The sequence below is a fragment of the Paracoccus aestuariivivens genome (assembly GCF_009711225.1).
Lineage (GTDB): Bacteria > Pseudomonadota > Alphaproteobacteria > Rhodobacterales > Rhodobacteraceae > Paracoccus > Paracoccus aestuariivivens.
This window is the reverse complement of sequence record NZ_WMIE01000023.1, coordinates 44,678-58,098: the sequence shown is the minus strand read 5'-3', so window position 1 is coordinate 58,098 and position 13,421 is coordinate 44,678. Positions and strand designations below refer to the sequence as shown.

The 13,421-nt window shown below is 61.5% G+C and carries 11 protein-coding genes and 1 pseudogene; 4 read left to right on the top strand and 8 right to left on the bottom strand.

Going from position 1 to position 13,421, the window contains the following annotated elements; all coding sequences use genetic code 11:
• Positions 1-139: 139 nt before the first annotated feature.
• The 3 genes from GL286_RS19875 (at position 140) to GL286_RS19865 (ending at position 1,820) form a co-directional block, all read left to right on the top strand.
• Positions 140-856, top strand: coding sequence for a nucleotide-binding protein (locus GL286_RS19875; protein ID WP_155097316.1), 717 nt, complete (start codon positions 140-142; stop codon positions 854-856).
• Complete coding sequence (locus GL286_RS19870; protein WP_155097315.1) at positions 856-1,530, top strand: hypothetical protein; 675 nt, start codon at positions 856-858, stop codon at positions 1,528-1,530. The genes GL286_RS19875 and GL286_RS19870 overlap by 1 nt, the downstream gene beginning before the upstream one ends.
• Positions 1,531-1,661: 131 nt before the next feature.
• Entirely contained in the window at positions 1,662-1,820 is a 159-nt protein-coding gene (locus GL286_RS19865) for a hypothetical protein (protein ID WP_155097314.1), read from the top strand.
• Positions 1,821-2,038: 218 nt separating this feature from the next.
• Here GL286_RS19865 and GL286_RS19860 read toward each other — a convergent pair whose 3' ends face one another.
• Positions 2,039-2,929 carry an ArdC family protein gene (locus GL286_RS19860; RefSeq protein ID WP_155097313.1) on the bottom strand — a complete coding sequence of 297 codons (891 nt, stop codon included), beginning with the start codon at positions 2,927-2,929 and terminating at the stop codon, positions 2,039-2,041.
• Between the two features lie 648 nt (positions 2,930-3,577).
• Here GL286_RS19860 and GL286_RS19855 point away from each other — a divergent pair.
• Positions 3,578-3,826 carry a hypothetical protein gene (locus GL286_RS19855; protein WP_155097312.1) on the top strand — a complete coding sequence of 83 codons (249 nt, stop codon included), beginning with the start codon at positions 3,578-3,580 and terminating at the stop codon, positions 3,824-3,826.
• 94 nt (positions 3,827-3,920) lie between these two features.
• Here the strand turns inward: GL286_RS19855 and GL286_RS19850 are convergent, their stop codons facing one another.
• From GL286_RS19850 to GL286_RS19820, 7 genes and pseudogenes are all read right to left on the bottom strand, one after another.
• Complete coding sequence (locus GL286_RS19850) at positions 3,921-4,181, bottom strand: WGR domain-containing protein (protein WP_155097311.1); 261 nt, start codon at positions 4,179-4,181, stop codon at positions 3,921-3,923.
• 177 nt (positions 4,182-4,358) lie between these two features.
• Positions 4,359-6,605 carry a calcium-binding protein gene (locus GL286_RS19845; RefSeq protein ID WP_170295318.1) on the bottom strand — a complete coding sequence of 749 codons (2,247 nt, stop codon included), beginning with the start codon at positions 6,603-6,605 and terminating at the stop codon, positions 4,359-4,361.
• A 433-nt stretch (positions 6,606-7,038) separates the two neighbouring features.
• Positions 7,039-10,386, bottom strand: a complete 3,348-nt coding sequence (locus tag GL286_RS19840; RefSeq protein ID WP_155097310.1) for a DEAD/DEAH box helicase — start codon at positions 10,384-10,386, stop codon at positions 7,039-7,041.
• 151 nt (positions 10,387-10,537) lie between these two features.
• A complete protein-coding gene (locus GL286_RS19835; protein ID WP_155097309.1) occupies positions 10,538-10,963 on the bottom strand; it encodes a VOC family protein in 426 nt (141 codons plus the stop codon).
• A gap of 331 nt (positions 10,964-11,294) precedes the next feature.
• Positions 11,295-11,525 (bottom strand): annotated as a pseudogene (locus GL286_RS19830) (transposase); the annotation flags it as partial.
• 19 nt (positions 11,526-11,544) lie between these two features.
• Positions 11,545-12,852 carry a type II toxin-antitoxin system HipA family toxin gene (locus GL286_RS19825; RefSeq protein WP_155097308.1) on the bottom strand — a complete coding sequence of 436 codons (1,308 nt, stop codon included), beginning with the start codon at positions 12,850-12,852 and terminating at the stop codon, positions 11,545-11,547.
• Positions 12,849-13,139 (bottom strand): helix-turn-helix domain-containing protein, encoded by a 291-nt coding sequence (locus GL286_RS19820; protein ID WP_170295316.1) that lies wholly within the window; start codon positions 13,137-13,139, stop codon positions 12,849-12,851. Before GL286_RS19820 ends, GL286_RS19825 begins: the two co-directional genes overlap by 4 nt.
• Between the last annotated feature and the right edge of the window lie 282 nt (positions 13,140-13,421).

The window sequence follows — 13,421 nt, the reverse complement described above, 5'->3', positions numbered from 1 at the left end:
CGCGGCGATCACCATGGGGCCGACGACGCGCTCAACCACAAAGCTGGCGGAGGAGGCCCCATGGGCGGCGACGAAAAACGCGCGGCCTGAAAACGAAGACGAGTGACAACTCCTTTGACAAACACCGGGAGGAGAGGTGATGCAGAATGGCATTCGTGTCATCACCGCGATGAACCGCAAGGGTGGCTGCGGCAAGACCACGCTGATCATGGGACTTGCCTCGGCGGCGGCCGAGCGTGGCGAGAGCGTCACGATCTTCGACACCGACGAAAGCCGCAGCAGCTGGAAATGGATGGAACGCGCCAAGGCTCAGGGCCATTGGAATGATCTGGTCCGGGTCATCCCGACGCTTTCGGCGTCTCAGGTGATCGAGGAAATCAGCGCGATCTTCGCCCAGCCCGACCAGGAGCATCTGATCCTGGTCGATACTTTTGGTGGCGGCTCGGAGGCGCAGGATCATCTCGCGCTGATCTCGCATCTGCTGATCGCGCCCTGCATGCTCTCGGCGAATAATTATGAAGAAAGCCTCGAGACCGGGCTCTGGTATGTCCGGCTCAAATCCCGCGTCGAGGATCCGACCGAATTGCCGCCCTTCCGGGTGCTGCTCAATCGCGTACCGCTTTCTCGCTCTGCCGCCGAGCATGAGATCTATGAGAAGGTGATCCGCAATATGCCGGTGCTGGGCGAGGTGGTGATGAACCGGGCCATGTATACCCGGCTCGACTGCCAGGGGCTTCTGGGTGAGATCCGCAAGAGCACCAAGAACCCCGGCGTCGCCAACCACCTCGGGACTGCGCTGCAGGAAATGGACGAGGTCCTGGCCGAGCTCGACCGCACCATCCGGGAGGAGGAGTAATGGCCAAGCTCAAACTGCCCGGCCGGATCTCGGCCCCCGATCCCGGCTTCAGCCGGCGGTTGGGGTTTGAAGCACCGGTAGGGCCAAAAGAAGATCCGGCGACCTCGCCGCTCGCGCCTCCGCCCTCAATCGAGACCGAGACCGAGACCGAGACCGAAACCGAAACCGAGGCGACAGGTGGAACCAGCATCGAGCTGCAATCAACAGAAGCGGAAGCGGTAAAAGCTGCGCCGAGGCGCAAGCGCAGCGTAGCCCCGCGACCGGGTGCCACCCCCGCCCTGACACGCGGGTTGCGGCCCGCGGGCGAGGAGATGGTGACAATCCGGGTGCTTTACCGCCTGCCTGATGAGCTGGTCGCCCGCGCCGCAGCTTGGGCCGAGAAGGCGCGCTGCCCGACCGGCACCGTACTCCGCCGCGCGATGACAGAGTTGCGCCCCGAGCTTGTCGCGGCACTCGAGACCGGGATCGATTATCGCGACATCCCGGCCGAGCGGGCCAAGCAATCGGCGCATCGGTTTGACAGCTCGATCACCTTGTCCCGCGATGCCCATGCCCGGCTGTGCCAAGAGATCGATCCCGAAGGTCTGGCCGGGCTGACCCCGGCCCTGTCGCGCTGGGTCCGGGCCAAGGTGATCGCGCATCTCGACAAATTCCTGACCCGGGCGGGATATTGACCGCGCCTCCGAGCAAGGGGCACCCTGCAAGATCTGCGTCGAGACGACGTCAACCGCCCTCATCACGGAAGGCGCTGGTCGCTCCGGTCAGCGACCGGGCACCCTCACGCCCGTATACACAAAGGAAACTCATGACCAAATTCAGCCTCGTCCTCGTCATCATGGCGATAAGCGCCTGCTCATCCGGTGGATCGGTCAAAGGCAAAACCCCGTCGGAACTGCGTGCGTCATGCCAGGACGGCCGGACGGCAGCCTGCCGCGCGGTGCGCCAACACGATCAGCTGCTGTAACGGCAAGTGGCAGCCTAAGCGAATGACGCTTTTGATCGGGCGCGAACACGCGATGTCCCCGAAGTCTACGCCAGCGGGTTATTGACCGCGACCGGCTCGGCTCGAGCCCGGCGCGGGTGTCGCAGGTGCAAATCCGGCTCATCCGGATTTTCCGCTCCCCTGTTGGCGCCCGCCGCTGGACGCGACAGGCCGAAACTTGGCGGGGAGATCGCGGGCCGCTAGGCGGCCTCGCCTCGGTCGAACGGCTTTGCCGTACCGGCACAAGCGAGCAGGAAATCTGCCGCTTTCTGGGCCTCGGTCGCGGCCTTGAAGATCAGCCGCTTGTCATCCTGAAGTGCGCGTAACCACCCTTCAAGGTACGCCGCCGATTGACCAAAATCCGGCGTCAGGCCAAGCTGAGCGCAGAGCATGCAATTGCCGATCTCGGCGATCAACTCTTCGAAAGCATAGGCCTTGCGCTCGGCGAAGCGGCTGAGCCGGTCGAGGCGCGAGCCGTGGCCAGACCAGTGGCAGGCCTCATGGGCAAGGGTCCCATAAAATCCGGCCGCGTCATAAAAGCTCGAGATCGGCGGCATATGAATGTAATCCGCCTGCGGGTCGTAATAGGCCTGCGGTTCATTGGTCACGCGGATATCCGCCCCAGTCGCGGCAAAGAAAGCCTCAAGGCGCGGATCGGGCTTTGTGCCGAGATCGCGGACAGGTTCGGCGGTCGCGGCATGGAACTCCTCGGGCAAGCCATCAATCTGATCGGCATTGAAGACGCGGTAGCTCTTCAGATAGGGGACGCGCTTTTCGGCCCCGCTGTCTTCGTCTTCTCGTGCGAGGGTGCCATATTTGACCACGGTGGCGCTTTTCTCGCCCTTGCGGACCTGACCGCCTGCGGCCTCGGCCTGCTTATAGGTGAACCAGTAAGCGCTGCCATAGCCCTGCGCCGATGCCGCGAGCCAAAGCATCAGCACATTGATGCCACGATAGGCCTCGCCATTGGCGCGCAGCGGCATCTGCGCTGCCCTGCCTTCGCCGGTCCAGGGCTTGCGCCATGCCGGGCTGCCCGCCTCAAGGCTGGCAATAATGCTGTCGGTCACCTGCTGATAAAGATCGAATGCCATCTTCGGCCCTCCAATGCTGTCGCGGCCTTGAAGCTCTCGCCCCCTTGTCCGCTTTGGGCGGAGCCTTTCCGTCTGGTCTCTGGAAAACCCCGTGTTTTCCGGAGGGCAGAGCGGGAAGGGCAAAGCCCTGCCCGTGGCCCCGGCGCGGGCGGTCATGGGTCGCGGGATCGGGGTGGTGCGGCCCGCAGCGGCGCAAGCGCGAGGACACGGCCCGGTCCCGCGACGACGCGCGTCACGCGCGGCGCTTGCCCATTGATCCGACCGCGCCGGGGATGCGAGGCGGACAAATCAGGATTGGAAAGGACCGCGGCGCGGTGGTGAGCCGGGCTCTGCCCGGTCGATCCGCCGCACCGACAATGTCCCGGCTCGGGCCGCGCCTTTGGCGCGGGTCTCATTGGATCATTGAAACTTCATCCGATCGCTTCCGCCGCCGAAACGAGAACGGGCATGCGTCAGGTCGAGCAGAAATCGACGCCTTTTGGCCTTCTACCCTGAATGAGTGCCGCGGCCATGGCTCGCGGGGGCAATTCTCCGCCGGTTTCAACGACAAGCTGCCGCGAGAATCCGCCGAACGTTCCGTTGCGTCATGGTCACCCGGACTTTGCGTGACTATTTGCCGCGCCGAAGACCAGAAAAGGAAGCCACGCATTGCCACTCGACGACCAGACCCGCGCCGAGATCCTCAAAGACATCACCAGCGCCGCAAGCGCGCTGAGCGAACTCGATACGGTCCTGCATGGGCCCGATCTCACCAAGCTACAGGGCAAGGTGGCGTCGGTGATGGCGACCGAGATCGTGCTGCTCCGCCAACTCGCCGACAAGCTTTTCGACGTGGATTTGCCACATGATCCGATTCACCTCTCGGAAGCGCTCGCGAAACTCTCCGTCGAAGCCTGAGCCAGGCCTGCCGGGACGGTTAAGCCTGCCTGATCGGATGGGTCGCGTTTCGCGTGGCTTGCCCAGTCCCGTCTGCGCTGGCGCAAGTTTGTGTTCAGGCCTGATAGCCGCGCCTGCGTTTGGTGGCGGCAAGGCGCAGTAAGGCATTGATCGCCTGGCCCTCATCCGGATGCGGCTCGCTCAGATGCTGCCCTGGCCTACCGATGCGGCCCCATTCCCGCACCAGGCTGGCACCACCGAAGAGATCAGGCTCAACCGAGAGGCGATAGAAGCGGCGCATATTGCGGCCGGGATCGATCCGCCGCAGCACCATCTCGCGCGGAAACACATCGATCTGATCTTCAAGATCGCGCATCTGGATCCTGCACCCCAAGGAAGGCCAGAATAGCAGCAGCAGGCGTTTCTCGCCAAGGGCCTGAAATCCTTCGCTTACATTTTGGGTGCGAGGTAAGCGCAAGCCGCGTGCGAAGAAAGATGGAATAACGAGGATCCGCCCAGCTGAGGCGGCGCGCCGAAGCGCGCCGCAAGAGAATCAAAGGATGAAGCAATCGGTACCAAGATTAAGCCGATCATCCAGCAGAACTGCGAAGTCGGCTATCCGGTCGCCATTCACATCCCCGGAGACCAGCGTGCCTCCAGTGACCGTCCGCGCCGAGAGCTGACCGGCCTGCCCCGTAAATGCGGCGTCACCGATAAAGCTGAAGGCCTGATTACCAGTTCGGCCAAAGTTGGCGTCTATCGCACTGAGATCGATTAGATCTTGCTGCCCCCGGCTGAAATCGGTGATCGTATCGCGTCCAGCAACCCCGACCGTCGATTCAGATAGGGAGACGAACACGAATCTGTCTGCACCGGCCCCTCCTGATATATGATCGGAGCCCGCGCCGCCAATCAGCCGATCGTTGCCGATCCCACCATTGAGCCGGTCATTGTTGAGCCCACCGTCAAGGACATCATTGCCGAAACCACCATTGATCGTGTCGTTCCCGGCAAGACCGCTCAGTCGGTTATTGCCAGCATTACCGGTAATCAGATTGGCGGTCGCGTTGCCGCTTCCCGCGAGGTTGCCTGTTCCCAGCAGGGTCAGGTTTTCCACGTTGACGCGGAGGGCATAGTTGACAGCGCTTTGGACGAGGTCAGTGCCTTGGCCCGCCAACTCGAGGGTGAGGTCCCCTATGGCATCAACGCGGTAGACATCGTTACCAGCTCCGCCGGACATGCGATCTGTGCCCGCGCCGCCGTCAAGGATGTCATTGCCAGAACCGCCATTGATCGTGTCGTTTCCGGCAAGACCGCTCAGTCGGTTATTGCCGGCATTTCCGGTAATCAGATTGGTGGCGGCGTTGCCGCTTCCCGCGAGGTTGCCGGTTCCCAGCAGTGTCAGATTCTCCACATTGACGCGGAGAGCATGGCTGACAGCGCTTTGGACGAGGTCAATACCTTCACCTGCAGCCTCGATGACCACATCTCCGGCGTTATCGACGATGTAGGTGTCATTTCCTGTGCCACCGGACATCCGGTCGCTTCCCAGCCTACCATTGAGAGTATCGTTCCCGGCGAGGCCGCTCAGGAGATTGTTGCCGGCATTGCCGTTGATCAAATTGGAAAGCGCATTGCCCGTTCCGGAAAGCGCCGCTGTGCCGAGGAGGGTGAGATTTTCGACATTGCCCGCCAGGCTGTAGCTGATGGTACTCTGCACGAAGTCCGTGCCCTGGTTCGCATATTCGAGAACGATATCGGACGCGTTGTCGATAACGTAAACATCATTTCCCTGACCGCCGATCATGCGGTCGCGGCCCGCGCCACCGTTAAGCGTGTCATTTCCAGCCACTCCTGTCAGAGTGTCATCGCCTGCCAGGCCTGACAGCCTGTCGTTGCCGATATCACCTGACAGCACTTCATTCCCGGCGGTCCCAGTTAATACCTGATGACCGGGGGTGGAGACCGGCTCGCCTATATCGACGATGGTCGATGCGCCAGCGACCTGTACCGAAACGCTTGAGACCTCAACCGAGCCCGCACTGCCGCCACCGGTGAAGCTGACCTCAAGCAGGTCTCGCATATTGACCGCTTGGGCGGGGGACATGGTAATCCAGATCGTGGTCGAATGGTTGCTAGACGACATCCCGGTCGACATGCTGCCAGAGACAAGCATGCGGACATCGTCGAAGGTGACATTGGATGTCGCGAAGCTCAGCGACATGGTGATCCGGGCGCCGGCAGCAATGGTTTCGTCGCCCGAAGCAATGATGGCCTTGGCACCCATTCCGTCTCGGTTAAGGGATATGTCCCACGGGGTGACATCTTCAACTCTCTCCAAGGTCAGCCCGTAAGAGGCAGTGACCGGTACGGAACCTGCGTAGAAACTAGAAAACAAAAGGTAGTCGCCGCTGGTCTCGGCCGTGAAGGTCAGACTGGTCAGAGTTCCAGTGGCAGAGAATGTGTTGCCATAATTATTCAGAATGAGGGCAACGTAATCCCCGTCAGCCCCGAAGACGGTCATCCCACGGTTGCTGAGAAATTGCTCGGTCTCTGCGCTCGAAAAGACGATCTGATAGGTGTCGCCCGCATCCAGATGCATAACGAAGGTGTCGACGTCTTGCACTGCTCCATCAGAAACCTGCAGAAACGCCTCGGTCATCGTACCGAGGGACAGCGATGAAACGAGATAATCGCTGCTGGAGCGGATAGTGCTAAAGTCTCCATATTCGGGGTAGAGATTGGGAAAGAGTGTTCCACCTGACAAATCTTGTGATGCAGACTCGTTAACGATTCTCATTCGACTTCTTTCTCTGTCCCGTTCTTCAATTATTTTCACATGCCAGCTTCGTCCTTCTTGAAACCTCAAGAATTACAAAAGAGTCTGGCCCCATACATGCAGACGGATACCGTAAACCATTATCCCTCGTTGATTTTTTTCTGACGCTATCTCCGAAAGGGGAATTTGCAACCGTAAATATGCCTACCTTTTAGGCTAGGTTTTTGCTCGCCATATCTCATTGCTCGGCATCCCAGATACTCGGCATGTTCCCACCAGAGGCCCATATCCGCATGGTAAAGCGCGGTATTGTCCGCACATAGAACGGCTCGCCACGCAATTCGGAGTGGTGAAATGACACATGGCCCGCCGAAATAAGAAGGGCGTGCGCCTTGGCAGGCACCTGCACGGTATAGACCTGCAGTGCGACCCAGTCCGGGATCACGGGGCAAGGTCAATTCAAGGGCGCGAACAGATCCTGCAGCGTAGCCTCATCAAGCAGCGGCAAGGCGACATCGCCCGTCTCATCAAAGAGGGCATCGGCCAGGGCCTGTTTGCGGGCCTGCAATTCGAGGATCTTCTCCTCCACCGTTCCGGCGGCGACAAGGCGATGGACGAAGACCGGCTTGGTCTGGCCGATGCGATGCGCGCGATCCATCGCTTGGCGCTCGACCGCAGGGTTCCACCAGGGATCGTAAAGGATCACGGTATCCGCCTCGGTCAGGGTCAGTCCGACGCCTCCGGCCTTGAGGCTGAGCAGGAAGACCGCGGCCTCGCCGCGGGAAAAAGCTTCCAGCACGTCGGCACGGTCGCGCGTCTCGCCGGTCAGGCGCAGGCTGGCAATTCCGGCAGCGTTCAGGTCGGCCTCGATCAGGTTCAGCATCTCGACGAATTGCGAGAACACCAGAACGCGGCGGCCTTCGGCGACGAGTTCGGCCAGCAATTCGCGCAACCGCTGGCGCTTGGCGCTGTCACTGACCGAACGCGCGGCCTCGGTCTTGGCCAGAGCCGGATCGCAACAGACCTGCCGCAGTTTCAGGAGGGCATCGAGCACGGTGATCCGGGCCGCGGCCAGCCCACGCGCGTCGATGGCCTCGCGCACGCGCTGATCCATGGCGCTGCGCACCGTCTCATAAAGCGCCTGCTGCGCCTTGGGCAGCGTCACCAGATCGAGGATCTCGGTGCGCGGCGGCAGTTCCGCAGCCACCTGCTCCTTGGTGCGGCGCAACAGGAAGGGGCGCAGGCGGCGGTTCAGCCGGGCCTGCGCAGTCGCATCGCCATGTTTCTCGATCGGGCTGCGGAACAGGGTCTGGAACCGTTTCCGATCGCCCAAAAGCCCGGGCAGGACCCAGTCGAAGAGCGTCCAGAGATCTTGCAGCGAGTTTTCCATCGGCGTGCCGGTCAGGGCGAGGCGCCCTTGCGCCGGGATCTCGCGCAGCGCCTTGGCCAATTGCGAGGCCGGGTTCTTCAGAGTCTGGGCCTCGTCGAGAATGACCAGAGGCCATTCCTGCCCGGCCAGCCAGTCGCGGTCGCGGGCCAGCAAAGGATAGGTAGTGATGACGAGATCTGCCTCGTCGATCTGCTCGCGCTGGCCTTTGCGCTCCGGGCCATGCAGGGTGAGCAAGCGCAGTTCCGGCGTGAATTGCGCGGCCTGCGCCTGCCAGCCATGCAGCAGGCTGGTCGGCACGATCAGCAGCGCCGCGCCTTTTGCCCCCGCCTCCCGACGGGCCTGCAGCAGCGCAAGGGTCTGGACAGTCTTGCCCAAACCCATGTCATCGGCCAGCACAGCCCCGAAACCCGCCGTCAGCAGGCTGTTCATCCATGCCGCACCAAAGGCCTGGTAATGCCGCATCTGCGCTTTCAATCCTGCAGGCGGTTGCAGTTCTTCGGCATTGGCCAGTGCCGCGAGATGACGGGCCAGTGGCAGAATGCCGGCATGGTCTGCGAAGCGCACCGTGCTTCCGGAGAGCGCCTCTTCGGCCAGTCGCGCCACATCGGCATCGGTCGGATGCAGCGCCCCTAACTCGGCGTGATGGCGCAGGAAAAGATGCATCAGCGGTGCGGCAGGTGAGAGGTCCAGCGCCACATAGCCAGCCTTGCCGCGATCGAGATAGATCGGCCGCTCGGCGAGGAGCCGCGTCAGGGTTTCTAGATCGGGCACCTCGTCCCAATCCGCGCGGATCTGCTCGAGGCAGGCCGCCAGCATGGGGGCGACGTCGAGCGCCTTGCCGCCGATCTCGGCCGAAAAGCCCAGAGAGAACCAGTCATGGCCCTGAAAGGCCTCGCCCGCTTCATTGCGGGTGAAGACCGAGAGCGAGGCCGCTTCCGGGCTCAGGCGGAAGGGCCATTTCGCCGTCTCGGTGATCTCCCAGCCTTCGCGACGCAGCGCGGGCACCAGACCGAACGCGAAATCCAAGGCGTCGCGCGTTCGGGTTATTTCATCGCGATGCAGGCTCATCTCGCCATCGGCGAAGACGAAGCCGCCGGAGAGCATACGCTCGCTGGGCCAGTAGTTCTCCAATTCCTCGACCGGCAGGGCCCCGGCGTTGAGCAGGCGGGTTCGGCAGGAGGTTTCCCAAGCGGGATCGCGGGTCAGGCTGACGAGTTCTCCGGCATCGACAAAACGCGGATCTGTGCCGTCCTCGGGCGCGTCGATGCCGTCATAGGCAAAGCCCAAGCTGAGCGTCGGCAGTTGCACAGCATTGCCCCAGCCGCGCGGACCGTCCTTGGCCTGCTCGGCGCCGAGGATCAATCGGACGCAACGGGTCCTGGATGCGCGTTTCACCCGCCTTGTGCTGCGCGGTGGCGGCAAGGTTATGCCCGCAATCGCCTCGGGCAGGGCCACGGCGAGCGCTGCGGCTTCCTGTGAGGTGACGAGCGGGCTGGCGGTAACCAGCCGCAATGCAGCCTCATCGAGCGTCTGGGCCAGATGGCCGATCAACCCGCCCTGCCGGTCGATCCAGATGGTCGCCCCCTCGAGCGCACAAAGCTCGAGGACCTGCCCTGCCCCATCCTCGAAGCCCAGACGCTGATTGCCATCCGGGCTCAACCGCCAGCCCAATCTGGCCTCGTGACGGGTGTCTGACCAGCGCAGCTGCGCATCCGGCGCGTTGGCATGCAGGAAGCGCCCGCTCTCACAAAGCCTGCGCAACAGGGCGAGCGCGTCCTCTCCCTTGGGACGCAGAAGTTCGGGCAGGCCATAGCTGTAGGAAGCATCCCAAAGCCGCGCCTGTGCCAACGCCGCGAGGAGTTCCAAATCCAAGGGGCGGATGAACTTCGCTGGTTCCGCGCTGCGCATCGCATGCAGGGCGTCGTAGCGGGTAATGGATTGGTTCAGCCCAGTCCCAGCAGCATTGATCCGACCCTTGTAGATGTCGAGTTTGACCTGAGGCCCCGATGCCATCAGTACATAGAGCAGGCGTTCCTTGACCGCGGCTGGGTATTCCTGCGGTCGGCTCGGAGCCGGATCGGGCTTTGCGGTATATCTCTCGAGGCTCTCCAGCCAGTTCCGCGTCCCCATGGGCAAAGCGGCAGAAATTCCTGGGGTTTCGCGCTTATCCCATTGCAGCAGCACCGCAGCGACATGCTTGCAATTATAGCCGACCGGGCAGGAGCACAGCCCGTCGATCAAACCGCCCTGGAAGACGATATGTTGCTTATAGGTTCTGCCCCGGTCATTCACGACCCGCGCCTGCAAATGTCCATTCGGCAAGGCATCGACGTCCCGCACGAAGCCGCGCCGGAAATAATCCCTGCCCCGCGCTGCCGTGGCGCTGTCAAAATGGTCTTCAATCCGCATCATGCAACCACAGTTCCCGCCAGAAGGCTTGAGCACAAGGCGACGCGGAAAGGCAAGGCCTTGCCGCGGAGAGGCGCAACGATGAATTGCGACGAACGTTCAGGCCAAAGCCATAGGCATGCGCCGACCGCCGCGCAGCATCCCGGGCCACCGGTCAATCGTCCCGAGGCATCATTTCGGGATTCCAGACGACCTCCCGCAGATGCCCATCGGGATCACGGAAATAGCCAGCATAGCCGCCATAGAACGTGCCCTGAGCTGTCTTGACGATCTCCGCACCGGCGCGACGAGCGGCCTCCATCACCTGATCCACCTCCTCGCGATGCCTGACATTGTGACCGATGGTGAAGGACGTGGAACTGACCGGCTGCTTCGGCATTCCCGTGTCATGGGCAATGTCATCCTGCGCCCATATTGCGAGCCGCAACCCGTGCGCGAGTTCGAAGAAGGCAACCGCGCCATGTTCGAACTCGCGACCTACAATGCCCTCGGTCGGAAGGCCGAGGCCATCGCGGTAGAAGGCGAGCGCGCGATCAAGATCGGCGACACCCAGCGTGAGCACGGAAATTCTGGGCTGCATCCTCACCCTCCTGCATCCGGGCCAAGCGCGGTTCAGTCACGCGTTCCCCTACCATTTCTTGCAGAAAGCCGGGAGCCGTCAACCGACTGCCGGAGCAGATCTCCCAAAGCTGGCCACCTCAAGGCAAGCTGCCTAAGCATGGCGCGACAGGATGACGAAGGCGCCGGTGACCAGAAGCACCGCGCCAAGCCCGGCGCGCAGGACATCCTGCGCCGTGATCGCCTCGGGCCGCGCCATGTCCCATGCCAGGCCGAACAGGAGTTGGGGTCGTGTCGTGAATGCTGTGGAAATTCGCTGGCGGCTCGCTCCGAGCATGTGAAATTGGCTCCGGTTAGGCGGCGAGGTCAAGAGACATCGGTTCGAGAGGCTGAGAGATGGTTTCCCAGCCGTCGATCTTGCGCATCTGGATCTGGCCTTATGCCAGAAGCGCCCAGAGCAGCATCGGAACAGTTTCGGCGCAGGGCAGCATGGTCTGGGTCTTGATGCGGCGTCGGAATTCTTCGTTCAGACGCTCGATGGCATTGGGTGTCCAACAGTGCTCTGACCGCCCTTCAGAAATTCGCAGCTTTCCCAGTTATCGATTACAATCGCCCAGCGATGCGACGCGCATTCTCTTCAATCAACTCGGCAGCCTCCGCGGCATAGCCCTCGGTCGCACCCGCCAACGCAGCAACCTGCTCGGTGACCGCCACCCTATTGGCCACCATTTTGTCGACGAGCTCCTGAACCCGATTGCGAACATCGGTCGGGCGATATCCGATCTCGCGGGCAATCGCTTCCCAGTGTCGACCCGAGATCTGCTCTGATGTCCTTTTTTTCCCGGCGATCTTTTGCGCGAAGCTCTGCACGACATGCGGCCAAGGCAATACCGACGACACATCGTAAAGTGGCGCCAGTCGCGGTGTCGCCCCCACGGGCAGGATCAAGGAGTAGTTTTTCGCATGGGCATCGGTGTTGGCAACAAGGATGTTGAAGATGACCTGGTCGAGCAGCGCCAGCGCGTCACTCGCGCTGACATGGCGTCCTGTTTCGAGAAGCGTTTTCAAGTCGAGACCGGGCAAGGTACCGCGCTCATACTTACGCCCAGGCGGCAAACCATTCGCTTGAGCGAAGTCTTCTTGGTGCAGGCGGAACAACTGACCGTCGCGGCCAAGCCTGCGATCATAGCGCAAGACGCAGATTGCCGTGCGCTCGGTTGCCTGCAAGACCGTCGTCTGTGCGGCTTCAATGCCGATAGCCTGTGCCATGCGCAGGCACCAGACTTCATTCTCGGTGATGCCGGGTAGATTGGGATTGTCAGGTTTCACGATCAGCGTAGAGGGCGCGCCATTGCGGGGTACGGCAAGTATGTCTCCTTTGCCGGGCAAGCGCAGCACAGGCGCTCCATCGGCAGCAAGAACGGCTAAAGCTGATTTTTTCTGACCCCCTGCAAGGGACTGACGCACGCCCTCCTCGCCCACAAGGAACGGCCTGCGGCCCAGATCCTGAAAATGACGTTCCAGTGCTTCCTGTTCATCGCTGGTCCGATAGAGTTCCGTGAGCGGCGTATAGGCCCAGCGGCCACGATCCGACGGTTCACCAAACGATAGCGCGCCCGCAGTATCGCCCCCTATCTCTTTAAGCACTGCCAGCACATCCGCCTGGTCCAAACCCAGTGACCGCGTCAGGAGCTGCAGTTGCTGCTCTTCCGGCAGCAGGTTCGCAAGCCAAGGCGATATGAGATCGGACGGAAAAGGATCAGGCCGCAGCGGCATGGTAACGGAAAGCGGAAATGCCCCGGCAGTCTGCAGCCATGGCTCTGCATATCGCAGTGACAGCGCACCATCGGCTGCGACTTCGACTTGTCCAACCTGGAATTGGTCAAACCAAATCGGGACAGAGGCCGTCATTGGTAGTCTCCGAGGTCATAGCCTTGTGATGCGTCACCGCTAAGCGTTGTGCTGGCTGCGGCCTCGGCCTCGATCAATCTCGAAACTGGCAAGCGTAGCGCATCTGCAATACGGGCAAGCGTTGTCAATCGAGGATCACGTTTCGCCGTCTCTATCAGCGACAGTGCCGGGGCGCTGATACCAGTGAGACGGGCGAGTTGATCCAGCGTCAGGCCCTGAGAGTTTCTAACCTCTCGGATGCGTTGGCCCATATGATGAAGCAGTTGGCGCTCGTTATCAGTGATCACCGGTTCAACTCCTTACCTATTTAGGTAAGATTACAGCGATGAACGGGCTTCAGCAATCCATTTTATCTTTTTGGGTAAGATAGTCATCAGGGCCGCCCAACAGACGAACTATTATCCAAAACAGTAAGTGAGTCTGAGCGTGCGATTTCGCAAATCTCTGCTTCTATCAGCTTAGTTCAGGCCGCTTATGTTACCGATGGCCTCCGCTTAGGCAAAGCCTCCCAAATCGCGGCACCGTGGAGCAACGGGCGAAAGTTGGTGGTGGAATGAAGGAAGTAAGCG

Excerpts from the sequence above, each read along its gene's own strand:
- GL286_RS19875 (WP_155097316.1), top strand. The coding sequence starts at position 140 with ATGCAGAATGGCATTCGTGTCATCACCGCGATGAACCGCAAGGGTGGC.
- GL286_RS19870 (WP_155097315.1), top strand. The coding sequence starts at position 856 with ATGGCCAAGCTCAAACTGCCCGGCCGGATCTCGGCCCCCGATCCCGGC.
- GL286_RS19865 (WP_155097314.1), top strand. The coding sequence starts at position 1,662 with ATGACCAAATTCAGCCTCGTCCTCGTCATCATGGCGATAAGCGCCTGC.
- GL286_RS19860 (WP_155097313.1), bottom strand. The coding sequence starts at position 2,929 with ATGGCATTCGATCTTTATCAGCAGGTGACCGACAGCATTATTGCCAGC.
- GL286_RS19850 (WP_155097311.1), bottom strand. The coding sequence starts at position 4,181 with ATGCGCGATCTTGAAGATCAGATCGATGTGTTTCCGCGCGAGATGGTG.
- GL286_RS19845 (WP_170295318.1), bottom strand. The coding sequence starts at position 6,605 with ATGAGAATCGTTAACGAGTCTGCATCACAAGATTTGTCAGGTGGAACA.
- GL286_RS19840 (WP_155097310.1), bottom strand. The coding sequence starts at position 10,386 with ATGATGCGGATTGAAGACCATTTTGACAGCGCCACGGCAGCGCGGGGC.
- GL286_RS19835 (WP_155097309.1), bottom strand. The coding sequence starts at position 10,963 with ATGCAGCCCAGAATTTCCGTGCTCACGCTGGGTGTCGCCGATCTTGAT.
- GL286_RS19825 (WP_155097308.1), bottom strand. The coding sequence starts at position 12,852 with ATGACGGCCTCTGTCCCGATTTGGTTTGACCAATTCCAGGTTGGACAA.